Below are 16,787 nucleotides of genomic sequence, written 5' to 3'. Positions count from 1 at the left end.
TCGATTCCGCTGTGCGCCTTGACCGAACTGGCCCGCCACCTCCTGCTTTCGGCCGCGATCGACGCGGAAGGGAGAACGCCATGAACCAGGACGTTCGTCCCGATGTCCGCTCCGACGCCGGCGCCGCGCCGGGAACCCTCGACGCGGCCGCCCTGGCGGCGCTAGCCGGCGGCACGCATGCCGATCCCTTCTCCGTGCTGGGCCCGCACGCGGGCTGGCTGCGCGTCTATGCGCCGGGCGCCCTGGGCGTGGATGCGGTGGACCGGGACGGCGCGCGCACGCCGCTGCGCGAGCAGGCTCAGGGCCTGTACATCGGCCAGGCGCCGCATGCGCGCGCCGGAGACGGCGCGTCGTACCGCCTCGCCATCCGCTGGCCCGGCGCTCAACAGCTGGCCGCGGATCCCTATGCCTTCGGGCCGCAACTCGGCGAAGACACGCTGCGCGCCCTGGCCGACGGCTCCTGGCGCGATGCGGGCGAGGCCCTGGGCGCGCGCCTGACCGAAGTGGACGGCGTGCCGGGCCTGCGCTGCGCCGTGTGGGCGCCCAATGCCCGCCGGGTGGCGGTGGTGGGCGATTTCAACAGCTGGGACGCCCGCCGCCACGGCATGCGCCTGCGCCACCGCGCCGGCGTGTGGGAGATTTTCCTGCCCGGCGTGCAACCCGGCGACCGCTATAAATTCGCCATTACCGACGCCGTCGGCCATCAACGGCTGAAGGCCGACCCCTACGCGCGCCGCAGCGAGGCCCCGCCCGCCACGGCCTCCGTCGTGGCCGATCCCGCTCCCTATCCCTGGAAGGACGACGCATGGATGCAAGAACGCCGCGCCCGGCACGCGCCCGCCGCCGCGCTGTCCATCTACGAAGTGCATGCCGGCTCCTGGGCCGCGCCCGGCGCCGGCGCCTGCCTCTGGGACCAGCTGGCCGACAAGCTGCCCGCCTACGCGCGCGCCATGGGTTTCAGCCATGTGGAACTCATGCCCATCATGGAACATCCGTTCGGCGGTTCCTGGGGCTACCAGCCTTTGGGCATGTTCGCGCCTACCGCCCGGTATGGGCCCCCCGCCGCCTTCGCCCGCTTCGTCGACCGCTGCCACGATGCCGGCATCGGCGTCATCCTGGACTGGGTGCCCGCGCACTTTCCCGATGATCCCCACGGGCTCGCGCGCTTCGACGGCACCGCGCTGTACGAGTACGAGGACCCGCGCGAAGGCTATCACCCGGACTGGCACACGCTGGTCTACAACCTCGGCCGCACCGAGGTCAAGGCGTTCATGATCGCCAGCGCCCTGCATTGGCTGAAGCATTACCACGTGGACGGCCTGCGGGTCGACGCGGTGGCCTCCATGCTGTACCGCGACTACAGCCGGCAGCCCGGGCAATGGATTCCCAACCGCTACGGCGGGCGCGAGAACCTGGAAGCCGTGCAGTTCCTGCGCGAACTCAACAGCGCGGTGCGCGAGGAATGTCCGGACGCCATCATGGTGGCCGAGGAATCCACCGCCTGGCCCGGCGTGACCGCGCCCGTGGCCGAGGGCGGGCTGGGATTCCACTACAAATGGAACATGGGCTGGATGCACGACACGCTGCGCTATCTGGCGCAGGACCCGGTGCATCGCAAGCACCACCACCACGACATCACCTTCGGCATGGTGTACGCGTACAGCGAACGGTTCATCCTGCCGCTCTCGCATGACGAGGTGGTGCACGGCAAGGGCTCGCTGCTGTCGAAGATGCCGGGCGACGCCGCGGCCAGGCTCGCCAATCTGCGCGCCTACCTGGGCTTCATGTGGGCCCACCCCGGCAAGAAGCTGCTCTTCATGGGCGGCGAGCTGGCCCAGCCCGCCGAATGGAACCACGACGCCACGCTGGACTGGAGCCTGCTGGACCAGCCCGGGCACCGCGGCATGCAGCGGCTGGTCGCGGACCTGAACGGCCTGTACCAGGCCCTGCCCGCCCTGCACGCGCTGGATGCCGACCCCGCCGGATTCGCCTGGACCATCCTCGACGACCGCGACAACAGCGTGGTCGCATTCGTGCGCAGCGACGGCCGCAGCCACCTGCTGGCCGTCTCCAACTTCACGCCCGTGGTCCGCCACGGCTACCGCATCGGCGTGCCGCAAGCGGGCCGCTGGGCCGAGAAGCTCAACACCGACGCGCTGGACTACGGCGGCAGCGGCCAGGGCAACCGCGGCGGCTCCAGCACCGCGGACACGCCGGCCCACGGCCAGCCCCAGGCCCTGTCGCTGACCCTGCCGCCGCTGGCGACCCTCTTCCTGCTACACGAAGGCTGAACGCATATGGACCCCTCTCAATTGACGCGCATCCAGGGCGGCCAGCCCTATCCGCTGGGCGCGGTCAGCGACGGGCTGGGCGTGAATTTCGCCGTATTCTCGGCCAACGCCACCCGCATCGAACTGTGCCTCTTCGACGCCCGGGGCCGCAAGGAACTGCGCCGCTTCACCTTGCCCGAATGCACCGACGAGATCTGGCACGGCTACCTGCCCGACGCGCATCCCGGCCTGGTCTACGGCTATCGCGCCCACGGCCCGCACGATCCGCGCAACGGCCACCGCTTCAATGCGCACAAGCTGTTGCTGGACCCCTACGCGCGCCAGCTGACGGGGCCGCTGCACTGGAGCGACGCGCTATTCGGCTACCGCATGAACCATGCCCGCGCCGATCTCAGCCTGGACCGCCGAGACAGCGCGCCCGCCATGCCCAAGGCCATCGTGGCCGAAGAGGCGCCCTTCATCTGGGGCAACAGCCGGCCGCCGGCCACGCCCTGGAACGACACCGTCATCTACGAAGTCCACGTGCGCGGCGCCTCGATGCTGCGCGAGGATTTGCGCCCGCCGCTGCGCGGCACCTGCTCCGCGCTGGCCGACCCGCGCTTCATCGAGCACCTGCAGCGGCTGGGCGTGACCGCGGTGGAGCTCCTGCCCATCCATGCCTTCCTGCAGGACCGCTTCCTGACCGAGCGCGGCCTGCGCAACTACTGGGGCTACAGCACGCTGTCCTTCTTCGCGCCCGAGCCCGCCTACCTGCAGCACAACCCCAACGAACTGCGCCAGGCGATCCGCCGGCTGCACGCGGCGGGCATCGAGGTGATCCTGGACGTGGTCTACAACCACACCTGCGAGGGCAGCGAGCTGGGCCCCACCCTGTCCTGGCGCGGCCTGGACAACGCCAGCTACTACCGCCTGGTGCCGGGCGACGAGCGCTACTACATCAACGACACCGGCTGCGGCAACACGGTCAACCTCTCGCATCCCCGCGTGCTGCAGATGGTCACGGATTCGCTGCGCTACTGGGCCGAGTCCTATGGCGTGGACGGCTTCCGCTTCGACCTGGGCGTGACCCTGGGCCGCGAAGGCACGGGCTACGACCCCGGCTCGGGCTTCTTCGACGCGGTGCTGCAGGACCCGGCGCTGGCCCGGCTGAAACTGATTTCCGAACCCTGGGACGTCGGCCCGGACGGCTACCAGCTGGGCAACCACCCGCCCGGCTTCGCCGAATGGAACGACAAGTTCCGCGACACCGCTCGCCGCTACTGGCGCGGCGACGAGGGCACGCGCGGCGACATGGCGGCCCGCCTCTGCGGCTCGCGCGACCTGTTCGACCGCCGCCATCGCCGCCCCTGGGCCAGCGTCAATTACGCGGCCTCGCATGACGGCTTCACCCTGGCCGACATCGTGGCCTACGACGGCAGCCACAACGAGGCCAACGGCGAAGGCGGCAACGACGGCCATGCCGAGAACTACAGCCACAACTGGGGCGAGGAAGGCCCCACGCAGGACCCCGCCATCCTGGAGACGCGGGCGCGCGTGCAGCGGGCCCTGCTGGCCAGCGTGTTCCTGTCGGACGGCACTCCCATGCTGCTGGCGGGAGACGAGTTCGGGAACAGCCAGGAAGGCAATAACAATGCCTATTGCCAGGACAACCCGCTGTCGTGGCTGGACTGGACCCAGGCCCAGGGCGACGCCGGCCGCGAACTCAGCCGCTACGTCGCGCGCCTGCTGGCGTTGCGGCGGGCCCATCCCAGCCTGCGCGCCGCCCGCTACGGCGACGCGAATCGCGAGCTGAGTCCGGGCGTGGCGGCCATCGCCTGGTTCGACGCCGCCGGCGCCCCGCTGGACGAGGCCGCCTGGGCCTCGGAGCAGGAGCGCGTGCTGGCCCTGCGCCGCGCCGCGCCGCGCGAGGACGGCAGCGCCGACGTGACCCTGCTGCTGCTGAATCCGGGGCCCGAGGCGGTGTCGTTCCAGTTGCCCGAGCCCGCCGCCGCGTGGATCCGCGAACTGGATTCGGCCACGCTGGCGCCGGCCGCGCCGGTAGCCGACTCCAGCGTCGCGGTGGAAGCGCGCAGCGCGGTGCTGCTGGCGGCCGCGCAAGCGCCGGGGGAGGCGCCATGACATCGTCCCGGTCGCAGGGCGCCGTGCTGCTGGACAGCGGCGTCACGCGCTTTCGCCTGTGGGCGCCCACGGCTCCCGCCGCCCTGGCCCTGGAAGTCGAGGGCCATCCGCCGATCCCGCTGCGCCCCGACGCCGACGGCTACGTCCAGGCCGACGTCGATTGCCCGCCGGGCGCCCGCTACCACTACCGGCTGGACGCCCGGACGGTGGCGCCGGATCCGGCCTCGCGGCTTCAGGACGGCGACGTGCACGGCGACAGCGTCGTGGTCGCGCCGGACGACTACCCGTGGCGCCACCCCGACTGGGTCGGCCTGCCCTGGGAAGCCAGCGTGATCTACGAAACCCACGTCGGCCTGGAAGGCGGCTACGCCGCGCTGGAGGCCCGGCTGCCCGGGCTGGCCGCGTTGGGCGTCACGCTGCTGGAGCTGATGCCCATTGCGGATTTCCCCGGTCCCCGCAACTGGGGCTACGACGGCGTGCTGCCCTATGCGCCGGATACCGCCTATGGCACGCCCGAAGCATTGAAGCGGCTGATCGACACCGCGCACGGCCTGGGGATGGGCGTGATGCTGGACGTGGTCTACAACCATTTCGGCCCCGACGGCAATTATCTGCCGCGCTATGCCGCGCCCTTTTTCCGCCACGACGTGCCCACGCCCTGGGGCGACGCCATCGACTTCCGCCAGCCCGCCGTCAGCCAGTTCTTCAAGGACAACGCGGTGTATTGGCTGAGCGAGTACCGCTTCGACGGCCTGCGCCTCGATGCGGTGCACGCGATCGCCGGCCACGAATGGCTGCGCGAGCTGGCCGCCGACGTCCACGCCCGCATCGCGCCCGAGCGGCGCGTGCACCTGGTGCTGGAAAACGACGACAACCGCGCCAGCCTGCTGCGCGGCGACTACGACGCGCAGTGGAACGACGATGCCCACCACGTGCTGCATCACCTGCTGACGGGCGAGACGCAGGGCTATTACGCCGACTATGCCGAGCAGCCGGCCGAGGCGCTGGCGCGATGCCTGGCCGAAGGCTGGCTCTACCAGGGCCAGCGCTCGCGGTATCGCGGCGGCGAGCCGCGAGGCGAACCCAGCGCGGAGCTGCCGCCCACCGCCTTCGTGCTCTTCCTGCAGAACCACGACCAGACGGGCAACCGCGCCCTGGGCGAAAGGCTGGCCAGCCTGGTGGACGACCCCGAGCGGCTGCGCGCCGCGGTCGCGCTGCAATTGCTGGCGCCGCAGATCCCCTTGATCTTCCTGGGCGAGGAATGCGGATCGCGCGCGCCGTTCCTCTATTTCACCAGCCATGCGGATCCCGCCCTGGCGCAGGCCGTGCGCGACGGCCGCCGTCGTGAATTCTCGCGCTTCGCGGCCTACGCCGACGGCGCGGCGGCCGACCTGCCCGATCCCAACGATCCCGCCACCTTTCTTGCCAGCCGCCCCGAACCCGGCGCCGATGCCGATGCCTGGCTGCGGGAGTACGCGGCCTTGCTGGACCTGCGAGCCCGCCTGATCGCGCCCCGGTTGGCCGGCGCCGCCAGCCTGGGCGCGGCGGCCATCGGCAGCCATGCCGTCTTCGCCCGCTGGGAACTGGCGGACGGCGCGCGGCTCACGGTCTATGCGAATCTCGGGCCGCGCCGCGAGCCGGTGCCCGAACCGCTGCGCGCGGGCGCCGACGTGTACGCCACGCTATTGTTCGAATCGCAGCCCGGCGGGCGCGACGGCGTGGCCCGCGACGAGCTTTGCGGCGACACCACGGTCTGGCTGCTGGATGATCCGTCATGAGCGCCGCCGGCCCGCAAGATCCCGAGCTGTCGGCGCTGGCCGCCATGGCCGGCATCGCCGAGCACTGGACCGACGCCCGCCAACGCCCGCAGCGCGTGTCCGCCGATACCCTGCGCGCGCTGCTGGCCGGCCTGGGGCTGCGCGCGGGAACCCCCGCCGACATACGCGAGAGCACGCGCCGGCTGACCGAGAACGAGGCCGGGCTGCCGCCGCTGCTCGCGGCGCGCGCCGGCACCCGCCTGACGCTGCCGTCCGCGGCGAGCGGCGCCTACCAGATCGATTGCGAATCGGGCCGCCGGCTGGACGGCACGGCCAGCCCCGGGCAGGCGGGGGCCGCCTTGCCCGTGCCCGACGAACCCGGCTATCACGCGCTCAGCTTTGCCTCCGGACAGAACGCCGTGCTGGCCGTCGCGCCGCGCCACGCGCCCGGCCTGTCCGACCTCACCGGGCAGGCCGATCCGCGCTGCTGGGGCCTGTGCGCGCAGGTCTACAGCCTGCGGTGCGCGCGCGGCGCCGTGGGCGCGAACGACGACTACGGCGATTTCGCCGCGCTGCGCGAACTCGCGCTCGCGGCCGCCGCCCACGGCGCGGACGCGCTGGCGATCAGCCCGGTGCACGCCATGCGCGCCGCGCAACCTGGCCGCTGCAGCCCCTACTCCCCGTCCAGCCGCCTGTTCCTGAATACGCTCTACGCCAATCCGCTGGCCGTCCTGGGCGCCGCGGCGCTGCGCCGCGCCCAGGCGGAAGAACCCGGCGGGCCGGACGGCGGGGCGTGGGTAGACTGGCCGCGCGCGGGCGCGAAGCGCCAACGCCTGCTGCGCGCCCTGCACCGCCAGTTCCAGGCCGTGGCGCCCGCCGATCTGCGCGAACGGTATGCGCGCTTTCTCGACGCCCAGGGGCAGCCCTTGCGGGACCACGCCGTATTCGAAGCCCTGGATGCCGCGCGCGGCGGCGAGGATATGCCCTGGACGCAGTGGCCGGCGCCGTGGCGCGATCCCGCCTCGGCCTGCGTGCGGCGCTTCGCCCGCCTCCATGCCGGCGAGGTCGACTTCCACCAGTTCGCGCAATGGCTCGCCGCCGAAAGCCTGGCCGGCGCGCACGCGGCGGGCCGGGAAGCCGGCATGCGCATCGGGCTGATCGCCGATCTGGCGGTGGGCGACAGCCCCGACGGCAGCCACGCCTGGGGACGCCAGGCCGACCTGATGCCGCGCATGTCCATAGGCGCTCCGCCGGACATCCACAATCCCATGGGCCAGAACTGGGGCTTGACCGCGTTTTCGCCGCGCGCGCTCGCCGCCTCGGGCTACGCCGCCTTCATCGATATGCTGCGCGCGGCCCTGGCTCACGCGGGCGGCGTGCGCATCGACCATATCCTCGGAATGGCGCGGCTGTGGCTCATCCCCGACGGCGCGTCCGCCCAGGGCGGCGCCTATCTGCGCTACCCGCTGGAGACGCTGCTCGCGCTGACGGCGCTGGAGGCCTGGCGCCACCGCGCCCTCGTCATCGGCGAAAACCTGGGCACGGTGCCCGAAGGGTTCAACGCCACGCTCGCCGGCCATGGCATGCTGGGCATGAACGTGCTGTGGTTCATGCGCGAGCCGCCGCCACCCGCCCCGGCCGATACCGCCGACGCCCTGCCCGAGGCGCCCGCCGCCTTCGCCGCGCCCGCCTCCTGGCCCATCGAGGCGGCCGCCATGACCACCACGCACGATCTGCCCACCCTGCGCGGCTGGTGGGCGGGCCGCGACATCGATTGGCGCACGCGGCTGGGCCTGCTCGGCCCCGAAGACAGCGAAGACGGGCTGCGGCGCGCCCGCGCCGCCGACCGCGCGCTGCTCTCGCAAGCCATGGGCCGCGCGGACGTCGCGCCGCCCGCCGAGCCGCCGCTGGCGGACTTGCTGCGCTTCGTGTCGTCCGCGCCCTGCCCGCTCATGCTCGTGCCCATGGAAGACCTGGCCGGCGCGCTGGACCAGCCGAACCTGCCCGGCACCATAGACACGCATCCGAACTGGCGCCAGCGCCTTCCGCTGGACAACCACGCCTGCTTCGCCGACCCCGCCGCGCATTCGCGGCTGGAGGCGATCCGGGACGGCCGGAGCCGGCCGTGAGCGCCCCGCGGGCGACGGTCCGGCTGCAACTGCATGCCGGCTACACGCTGGACGACGCGCGCGCGCGCGTCGATTACTACGCGGACCTGGGCGTCAGCCATCTCTACCTGTCGCCCATCACCCGCGCCCGCGCCGGCTCCACCCACGGCTATGACGTCATTGACCACGCCACGGTGAACCCCGAACTGGGCGGCGAGCCGGCCTTGCGGCGGCTGGCGCAGGCCGCCCGCCGCCGCGGCCTGGGGCTGATCGCGGATATCGTGCCCAACCACATGGCCGCGGATCCGGCCAACCCGTGGTGGCGCGATGTGCTGGCCCGCGGCGAGGCCAGCGCCTGGTCGCGGCATTTCGACATCGACTGGCAGCCGCCCGACCCCGCGCTGCGCGGCAAGGTGCTGCTGCCGGTGCTGGCCGAGCCTTATGGCGATGCGCTCGCGAACGGGAGCCTGCGCCTGCTCGTCGATCCGGCAAGCGACCAGGCCGAGCTGGTGACTCCCGGCGGCCGCTATCCGGTGGCGTCCGCCTCGCTGCCGCGCGGCGTCGCCGCGGGGGACTTGGCGGCGCTGCACGACCCATCCACCCAAACAGGATGCGAGCGGCTGCAAGCGCTGCTGGAACGGCAGCACTACCGGCTCGCGTGGTGGCGCACCGCGCCCGACCAGATCAACTGGCGACGCTTCTTCGAAATCAGCGAACTGGTGGGCGTGCGGGTGGAGGATGAGGGCGTGTTCGACGCCGTGCATGCGCTGGCACTGCGCCTGTACGCCGAAGGTATCCTGGACGGCCTGCGGATCGACCACATCGACGGGCTGGCGTCGCCCGGCGCCTATCTGCGCCGCCTGGACCGGCGCCTGGCCGAGGCCGGCGCGGCCCGCCCCGCCGCCTGCGCGCAGGCGCAAGCCTATGTGGTGGTGGAGAAGATCCTGGCGCCCGGCGAAGTGCCGGACCCGCGCTGGCGAATGGACGGAACCACCGGCTACGACTTCATGGATCAGGTCGGCGCGCTGCTGCACGCGCCCGCCGCCGAAGCGCCCTTGCAGGCCTTCTGGCAGGACCTGTCGGGCGACAAGCGCCCGGCGCGGACGCAACTGGTGGCGGCGCGCCGGCGCATGCTGACGCGGCATTTCGCCGCCGAGCGGCTGGCGCTGGTGCGCAGCCTGGAGCGCATCGCCCGCCTGGATGCGCGCAGCCGGGACTGGAGCGCGAACGCCATCGATCGCGTGCTGTCCGCCCTGCTCGCCGCCTTTCCGGTCTATCGCAGCTATGCGGAGGATGGCGGGCGCGGCGCGGCCGACCGCCGCGCCTGCCGCCTCGCCCGGCGCCGGGCCGCCGTGTTGCTGGCCGCCCGCCCCGGCAGCGCGGACGCCACGCTGCTCGCGCAACTCGACCGCTGGCTGGACGGCGCGGATCCGCAGCCGCCCGATGCCCGTGCAAGCGAGGCGCGCGCGCTCGCGCTGCGCCGCTTCCAGCAACTGACCCCGCCCCTGGCCGCCAAGTCGCTGGAAGATACGCTGCTGTACCGTTACGGGCCGCTGCTGTCGCGCAATGAAGTCGGCGCCACGCCCGACGAATTCGCGCTGGCGCCGGAGGCCTTCGACGCCCGGGTCCGGGCGCGGGCGCTTGCGTACCCCCGCGCCATGCTCGCCACCGCCACCCACGACCACAAACGCGGCGAGGACACGCGGGCGCGCCTGGCCGTCCTGAGCGAAATGCCGCAGGCGTGGCGCGAAGCCGCCACCCGCTGGCTCCAGGCGATGCCCGGCCGCGGCGCGCCCTCCGCCGCGGACCGCTATCTGCTGCTCCAGACGCTGGTCGGCGCGTGGCCGGCGGACTGGGACGCGGATCGCTGCGCCCGGCCCGACGCGGCCTTGGCGCAATGGCTGGAGCGCATCGCCGAATGGCAGTTGAAGGCCCTGCGCGAAGCCAAGCTGCATACCAGCTGGACCGACCCCGACCCCGCCTACGAGGCGGCCGCGCGCGCCCTGGTCGGGTCTCTGCAAGACGCACCGGCCGGCCGCGCGCTGTTGGGCGCGATCGCCGGCTTCGCGTCCGGGTTGGCGCCCGCGGGCATGATCAACAGCTTGGCGCAAACCCTGCTGCGCAATACGCTGCCGGGCGTGCCGGATCTGTATCAGGGCACGGAGCTGTGGGACTTCAGCCTGGTCGACCCCGACAACCGGCGGCCAGTCGACTACGCCCGGCGCGACGCGGCGCTAGCGCGGGCGCGTAGCGCCCCGAAGGCGGACCTGTCGGCGTCCGCGTGGCGCGACGGCTCGGTCAAGCTGATGCTGATCCAGCGGCTGCTGGCGGCCCGCGCGCGCCTGCCGGCATTGTTTGCCGAAGGCAATTGCATGGCCTTGCCCGTCCACGGCCCTCGGGCCGGGCACGCGCTGGCCTGGCTGCGCCGCCACGAAGGGCTGAGCGCCCTGATCGTCGCGCCCCGCCTCAGCGCGCTGGCGCTCTCCGGCTACGCGGCCGGCCAGCCGGCGCAGGCGCGCGGCTATTGGGAGAACACGACGCTGCGCCTGCCCGCGCCTGTCGCGGGCGGCGCCTGGCACGACGCGGTCCATGGCCGGCGGACGCACGTGTCGGCCGACGGCAGCATGGCGCTGGCCGACGTCCTGCGCGAGTTGCCCGTTGCGCTTTGCCTGTCGGTGCGCAGCTGAGGCGCGGCGGCGGCCGGGCATGCGAAAGGCCCTGCCCGCGCCCTGGAATGGACGCGGGCAGGGCCAAGTAAACCGCGTTCCCGCCACGGACCGGGAACGCGGTCCAGGGCGTCAGCGCGGCATCTTGCTTTGCTGCCCCGGGGCATGGCCCTGCTGCTGGCGGTCCTTTTCGACCTGCTGGCCTTGTTGGCCGGATTGCTGACCCGGCTGCCGGCGGTCCTTCTGGTCCTCCTGGGCCTGCTGTTTCTGGGGCTGCTTCTGCTGATCGGGCTGGTTCTGAGTGGACATTGCAAGTCTCCTGATAAGCGGACACACTCCGCTGGACTATCAAGAGCAACCGGCGTGCCCAAAACCGCCGCCGGGCGCGCGGCGAGGGCCGGCCCGCGCTGCGCGCGCGGACGGACCGGTAAGGGCCGGATCCCTGCGGTAAATTCTGCGCTGGCTGTGGCGCCGGCTTGGGGTATGCGTTACGCGGGGACGTGTCGCCGCCAGGCGCTATTGCGTGGTGACGTGGCGCGGGCGGCGGATCGGCCGGGCTTCCTGCGTGACGTCTTCGTAGGCGTCCAGCCAGGGCGAGGCATAGGGAGCGGGCGCCGCCAGAGCGTCGCCGCGGTCGCGCTGCGTGCGCAGGCGCATCATCAATTCATCCAGCGGCATCGGGCGGCCCAGCGCGAAGCCCTGGCCGTAACGGCAGCCGGCGGCGCGCAGCGCGGGGATGTCCGCCATGTTCTCCACCCCTTCCGCCACCACGCGGCGGCCGAGCCGGTTGGCCAATTCGGCGGCGGTGCGCAGCACTTCGAACGCCACCGCGCTGCGGCGCATGCGCGTAACGAAATACTGGTCGATCTTCACCTCGGACAGCGGAATCGCCGACAGCATCTTGAGGGACGCATGGCCGGTGCCGAAGTCGTCGAGGCTGACCTCGCAGCCGGCGTTTTCCAGCTTCAGCAGCGCGGCGCGCAGCACGTCCAGTTCGCGGATGGGCTGGTCTTCCGTCAATTCCACGCGGATCAGGGAGGCCGGCAGTTCGGCGGCGTGGATGCGGCCCAGCAGAAAATCCACCGCGCGCTCGTCGGACAAGGTGGATGCAGGCGCGTTGACCGCCACCGGCACCGCGATGCCCGCGCGGCGCAGGGCGAGCAGCATGTCGATCACGCGCAGGCAAACGCGCTCGAAGAAGATTCGGTCCAGGCCGAGCCGGTTGACGGCCGGTATGAATTCGCCGGGCATGATGATGCCCAGCCGGGGGTGCTGCCAGCGCGCCAGCGCTTCGGCCGACACGATCCTGCCTGTCATGAGGTCCACCTGCGGCTGCAAGAGCATGCGCAGGCCATCCTTGCCTGTAACCATGGCGGCGATCTCATCGTCGCTTGCCACCGAGCTTCTGGAAGCCTCGTGATTCGACGTCATTCCGACGCTCCTTGCGTGCCCCTGGGCAAAGCCTGCGCTGTCCGGGCGCAGATAGAGGCACATTGGACGTGAGTATTCCCAGCTAAGAGATTTTTATGCGATTTCGTACGTTTGTTCCAGGCAAATCTTTTGCAATTGAGGCCCCGAACCTACACAAACGTAACTATTCGTATGCGCCTTTCGTCACGGCCGAACCGGCCGCGGAAGGGCCGCGACGAGACGCCTTGTCGACATGGTAGGGTTGGCGCTTCGCGCCTTGCGGCGCCCTTCCTGCTTCGATTCCTAGCGTGACGAACCTGCTTTCCCGTTGGCGCGCCCTGGCGCGCAACGTCCTGTGGCTCGACGCCCTGCAAGCCGCCGCCATCAGCGCGGCGCCGGTCATCCTGGCGGTGCTGGCCGATGAGCCCCGCCTGGGCTGGACCGCCATCGCCGCGTTCTGGGCCTGCTTCGGCGATCCCGGCGGGCCGCTGCGCCAACGCGCCGGCGCCATGCTGGCGCTGGGCCTGATCGGCGCGCTGTTCTGCTTCCTGGCCAGCGCCAGCGCCGGACACCTTTTGTTGCTATTGCCTCTGACATTTCTTTGCTGCACGTTTGGCGGTTTGCTGCGCGTGCTGGGGCCGGCCGCGGCCATCGTCGGCACCCTGCTATCGGCCGGTTTCGTCGTCGCCGCCGAACTCCCGGCGCCCACGCTCGCGGCCAGCCTGTCCTATACCGGCTTCTTCCTGGCGGGCGCGATCTGGGCCATCCTGATGACGGCGCTGGTCTGGCGGCGCCGTCCGTGGAAGGACGCCACGCTCGCGGTCGCGCATTGCTACCGGAGCCTGGCCGATTTCGCCGCGGCGCTGGCCCACCTGTATTCGGGCCTGGCGCCCGCCGTCGGGCCGCAGGCCTGGAGCGCGGTCACGCGGCCGCAGCGCGGCGCCTTGCGGGCGGCGCTGGAAGCCGCCCGCGGGCGGATCCGCGAAGTCCAGGACGCGCGGCCGTCGCGGCGGGCTCGCGCCCACCAGCTGCTCTATCTGCTGGACAGCGCGGAAGACAGTTTCATCGGGCTGGTGGCGGCCGCCGACCTGCTGGAATCGAACGCGCCGCGCTGGCTGGGCCGCAGCGCCGGCGCGCATCTTTCGCAGGCGCTGCACCGCTACGCGGCCTTGTGCAACGCCATCGCCAGCACCTCGGACGTGAACGACGCGAGGCAGGCCGAATGCCTGCGCGAGCGGCTGGCGCATTACGGCGCGGGCTTGCGCGAACTGCGCGGCAGCGCCCTGGCGCATGCGCCCGACCTGGCCAGCATGGCCCCGGTCCTGGACCGCCTGGAACAGACCGCCCAGGCCGTGGCGCAATCGCTTTTCGATCACGGCGAGGCGCCTGCCCTGCCCGCGCGCGACCGGATGGCGGAAACGCCCGCCCGCGGCGCCTGGCGCACGCTGCGCCAGAACCTGCGCTTCGAATCCGACGCTTTCCGCCACGCCTTGCGCGTGGGCATCGGCGCCACCATCGCGGTGGCGCTGTCCAAGACCTTCGCGGTGAACCACGGCTACTGGATGTCGCTCACGCTGGTATTCATCCTGCAGCCCTACTTCGCCACCACCTGGCAGCGCACGCTGGAACGCGTGGCGGGCAGCGTGGCCGGCGCCATCGGCGCGTCGCTGCTGGGCCTGTTATTGAGCAGCCCGCTGTCGGTCGCCCTGGCCGTGCTGCCCATCGCCCTGGGAACGTTCGCCGCCCGCACCATCCATTACGCGCTGTTCACCTTTTTCCTCACCTCGCAATTCGTGCTGGTGACCCATATCCAGCAGCCCGAGATCTACGAGCCCATGCTGGCCGCGCTGCGCGCGTTCAACAGCGTGCTGGGCGGCATCCTGGCCCTTCTGGTGGGCTTTCTGGTGTGGCCCGAGAAGGAGCCGCGCCTGTTGGCCGGGGCGCTGGCGCGCGCGCTGGAGCGCCATGCCGCCTACGTGCTGGCCCTGAGCCGGCGCAAGGCCGGCGACGGCGGCGCGCCGGACGTGGTGGCGCTGCGCCGCGAGGCCTGCCTGTCCGCCGACAATGCCCAGGCGTCGCTGCAGCGGCTGCAGCAGAATCCGGTGCACCGCGACCGCAACGTCGACACGGCCGTGAACCTGCTCAACGCCATGCGGCGCATCACGGCCGCCGGCACGGTGCTGGAAATCCAGCCGCCGCTGGCCGCCGATACGGCGCCCGCGGCCGCGCTGCGCGAGTATGGCGAGGCCCTGGCCGGCGCGCTGCATCCGGCCGACGACGCGCCGGCGCCCGGGGCGCGCTCATTGGCGCCGCCCGCGGCCGTGGCGCGGGCCAGCGCCGACCTGGCCGGGCCGCTGGACCGCATCGCCCAGCAGGCGCGGCAGATACGCCAGTTGCGGGAACGCGTGGAGCGCGCGCCGCCCGCGCCTTGAAGCGAATGTTTGCGCGCCGTCCAGGAAACTGGCGGCAGGTTGACGCGTATCAAGGGCCTTTCCGGCGGAACGCGCAACCATGTCATGAACGAACGCCAAACCAAGGAGGCCCATATGTACCGCCGCATTTCCGTCCACCTCGACCACGGATTCGACTGCAAGCGCCGCACCGATGCGGCGATCGCCCTGGCCAAGCGTCACAAGGCCGAGCTGGTCGGCATCTACGCCAACGCCGCGCCGCCCCAGTATTACTACGGCGAATCCGTGCTCATGTCCCGCGCGACCGCCGTGATGAAGGAATTGCAGACGCAAAGCCGCGACGCGGTGCAGAACGGCTTCCTGGCGGCCGCCTCCTCCGCCGACGTGCCGGCCGTGGTGCGCGCGGGGAATGCATCGCCCAGCGCCACGGTGGCCGCGCTCGGCCGCGCCAGCGACCTCATCATCGTCAGCCAGGAAAACCGCCAGGACGTCGAAGCCGCCCATGAAATCGAGTTCGTCGAACAGACGCTGCTGACCGCGGGCCGCCCCGTGCTGGCGCTGCCGTCCAGCGGCGACTTCCCCGTCATCGGCGACCGCGTGCTGTGCTGCTGGGACGGCAGCCGCGAGGCCGCCCGCGCCCTGGCCGACGCCGCGCCCATCCTGCGGCTGGCCTCGCACATGATCGTGCTGACCATGGACGAAGGCGAATCCGCCGGCAAGGGCGAGATTCCCTTCGAGGACCTGGCCTCCTATTGCGTGGCGCAGGGCATGCCGGCGCCCGACCACGTGCGCCGCGACATCAAGGGCGTGGGCGTGGGCAGCACCATCCTGAATGCCGCCGCCGACCACAGCGCGGACCTGCTCGTCATGGGCGCGTACGGCCACAGCAAGTTCCGCCAATGGGCCCTGGGCGGCGCCACCGCGTCCATCCTGAAGAGCATGACCGTGCCGGTCATGTTCTCCCACTAGCCTGCGGGTTCTCCTGGCCGGCCACGCCCGGGGCGGCGCTCGCCGCCACGGGCGTCAGCACGGGCCTGCCGGCGAAATGCGCGCCGGCATTCTCCAGGAACAGCGCCACCGTGGCGTCCACCGCTTCCGGAGACCGGCCCGCGCTATGGGGCGTCAGCACCACGTTGTCGAGACGCTTGAGGGCTTCCGGGATGACCGGTTCGCCATCCACCACGTCCAGGCCCGCGCCGGCGATGCGGCCTGCGGCCAGCGCCGCGATCAGGGCCTGGGTATCGACGACGCTGCCGCGCGCGATATTGATGAGGTAGCCGCCCGGCCCCAGCGCTTCCAGCACCTCGGCATCGACCAAATGCCTCGTGCCCGCGCCGCCGGGCGTGGCCACCACCAGGAAATCCGACGCCGCGGCCAGCGCGCGCGGGCTGTCGAAATAGGTATGGCCGCAATCGGGCCGGGCGCGCCGGTTGTAATAACCGACCTGCATGCCGAAGCCGTTGGCGCCGCGCCGGGCGATCTCCATCCCGATGGTGCCCAGGCCCAGGATGCCCAGCCGCTTGCCGGTGATCTGCGGGCCCATGAAGCCGCTCCAATGGCCCTGGCGCACCCAGGCGTCGGCCTGGGGCAGGCGCCGCGCGGCGCCCAGCAGGAGCGCCATGGCGTGGTCGGCCACCGCCACCGCGTTCGCGCCGGGGCCGTTGGTCACCACGATGCCGCGCGCGGCCGCTGCGGCGAGATCGATGTTCTCGTACCCCACTCCCAGCGAGCAGATCATTTCGAGCGCGGGGAGCGCCGCGATCTCGTCGGCGTAACAGCCGGTGGCGCCGCGCGTGAGCACGATGCGGATCTCGGCCGCATGGTCGCGGATGGCCTGGGCCCGCGCTTCGGCGGTAGGCGCATAGATGACGCGGAAACCGCGCGACTCGAACGCGGGCAGGTAGTCCTGCACGCTTTCTATGAGGATAAGCAGGGGAATGGTCATGGGGGGTGCCGCGGAGGGCGAAGCTGCGCAAAAACCCGGGCATCTTACGCTTCGCCGCCCGCGCGCGCCACCCGCCGGCCC

At 71.9% G+C, this 16,787-nt stretch carries 10 protein-coding genes; 7 read left to right on the top strand and 3 right to left on the bottom strand.

Annotation, left to right across the window (positions count from 1 at the left end; translation table 11 throughout):
- Positions 1–80: 80 nt before the first annotated feature.
- The 5 genes from glgB to treY are packed head-to-tail and all read left to right on the top strand — an operon-like array spanning position 81 to position 10,961.
- Positions 81–2,291: a 1,4-alpha-glucan branching protein GlgB gene (gene glgB, locus ADE01S_RS28430; protein WP_062685123.1), complete on the top strand. Its 2,211-nt coding sequence runs from the start codon at positions 81–83 to the stop codon at positions 2,289–2,291.
- Between the two features lie 6 nt (positions 2,292–2,297).
- Entirely contained in the window at positions 2,298–4,409 is a 2,112-nt protein-coding gene (glgX, locus tag ADE01S_RS28425; RefSeq protein WP_062685122.1) for a glycogen debranching protein GlgX, read from the top strand.
- A complete protein-coding gene (treZ, locus tag ADE01S_RS28420; RefSeq protein ID WP_062685121.1) occupies positions 4,406–6,187 on the top strand; it encodes a malto-oligosyltrehalose trehalohydrolase in 1,782 nt (593 codons plus the stop codon). The genes glgX and treZ overlap by 4 nt, the downstream gene beginning before the upstream one ends.
- Positions 6,184–8,295, top strand: a complete 2,112-nt coding sequence (gene malQ / locus ADE01S_RS32205) for a 4-alpha-glucanotransferase (protein WP_062685120.1) — start codon at positions 6,184–6,186, stop codon at positions 8,293–8,295. Before treZ ends, malQ begins: the two co-directional genes overlap by 4 nt.
- Positions 8,292–10,961 carry a malto-oligosyltrehalose synthase gene (treY, locus tag ADE01S_RS28410; protein ID WP_062685119.1) on the top strand — a complete coding sequence of 890 codons (2,670 nt, stop codon included), beginning with the start codon at positions 8,292–8,294 and terminating at the stop codon, positions 10,959–10,961. The genes malQ and treY overlap by 4 nt, the downstream gene beginning before the upstream one ends.
- Before the next feature lie 111 nt (positions 10,962–11,072).
- Here the strand turns inward: treY and ADE01S_RS31865 are convergent, their stop codons facing one another.
- Complete coding sequence (locus tag ADE01S_RS31865) at positions 11,073–11,249, bottom strand: hypothetical protein (RefSeq protein WP_165695673.1); 177 nt, start codon at positions 11,247–11,249, stop codon at positions 11,073–11,075.
- Positions 11,250–11,456: 207 nt separating this feature from the next.
- Positions 11,457–12,371, bottom strand: coding sequence for an EAL domain-containing protein (locus ADE01S_RS28405; protein WP_062685118.1), 915 nt, complete (start codon positions 12,369–12,371; stop codon positions 11,457–11,459).
- A 287-nt stretch (positions 12,372–12,658) separates the two neighbouring features.
- Here ADE01S_RS28405 and ADE01S_RS28400 point away from each other — a divergent pair, with 287 nt between their 5' ends.
- Entirely contained in the window at positions 12,659–14,782 is a 2,124-nt protein-coding gene (locus ADE01S_RS28400; RefSeq protein ID WP_062685117.1) for an FUSC family protein, read from the top strand.
- A 114-nt stretch (positions 14,783–14,896) separates the two neighbouring features.
- Positions 14,897–15,730 (top strand): universal stress protein, encoded by an 834-nt coding sequence (locus tag ADE01S_RS28395; protein WP_062685126.1) that lies wholly within the window; start codon positions 14,897–14,899, stop codon positions 15,728–15,730.
- On the opposite strand, the gene ADE01S_RS28390 is transcribed toward ADE01S_RS28395, so the two are convergent.
- Positions 15,714–16,706 (bottom strand): 2-hydroxyacid dehydrogenase, encoded by a 993-nt coding sequence (locus ADE01S_RS28390; RefSeq protein ID WP_062685116.1) that lies wholly within the window; start codon positions 16,704–16,706, stop codon positions 15,714–15,716. The genes ADE01S_RS28395 and ADE01S_RS28390 overlap by 17 nt on opposite strands.
- Positions 16,707–16,787 lie beyond the last annotated feature (81 nt).

The sequence above is a fragment of the Achromobacter denitrificans NBRC 15125 genome, assembly GCF_001571365.1.
Taxonomy (GTDB): domain Bacteria; phylum Pseudomonadota; class Gammaproteobacteria; order Burkholderiales; family Burkholderiaceae_B; genus Achromobacter; species Achromobacter denitrificans.
Note: the sequence above shows the minus strand (reverse complement) of the source record. Positions and strands in the feature narration are given on the sequence as shown.

Coding starts and splice junctions, on each gene's coding strand:
- glgB (WP_062685123.1), top strand. CDS start 81: ATGAACCAGGACGTTCGTCCCGATGTCCGCTCCGACGCCGGCGCCGCG.
- glgX (WP_062685122.1), top strand. CDS start 2,298: ATGGACCCCTCTCAATTGACGCGCATCCAGGGCGGCCAGCCCTATCCG.
- treZ (WP_062685121.1), top strand. CDS start 4,406: ATGACATCGTCCCGGTCGCAGGGCGCCGTGCTGCTGGACAGCGGCGTC.
- malQ (WP_062685120.1), top strand. CDS start 6,184: ATGAGCGCCGCCGGCCCGCAAGATCCCGAGCTGTCGGCGCTGGCCGCC.
- ADE01S_RS31865 (WP_165695673.1), bottom strand. CDS start 11,249: ATGTCCACTCAGAACCAGCCCGATCAGCAGAAGCAGCCCCAGAAACAG.
- ADE01S_RS28405 (WP_062685118.1), bottom strand. CDS start 12,371: ATGACGTCGAATCACGAGGCTTCCAGAAGCTCGGTGGCAAGCGACGAT.
- ADE01S_RS28395 (WP_062685126.1), top strand. CDS start 14,897: ATGTACCGCCGCATTTCCGTCCACCTCGACCACGGATTCGACTGCAAG.
- ADE01S_RS28390 (WP_062685116.1), bottom strand. CDS start 16,706: ATGACCATTCCCCTGCTTATCCTCATAGAAAGCGTGCAGGACTACCTG.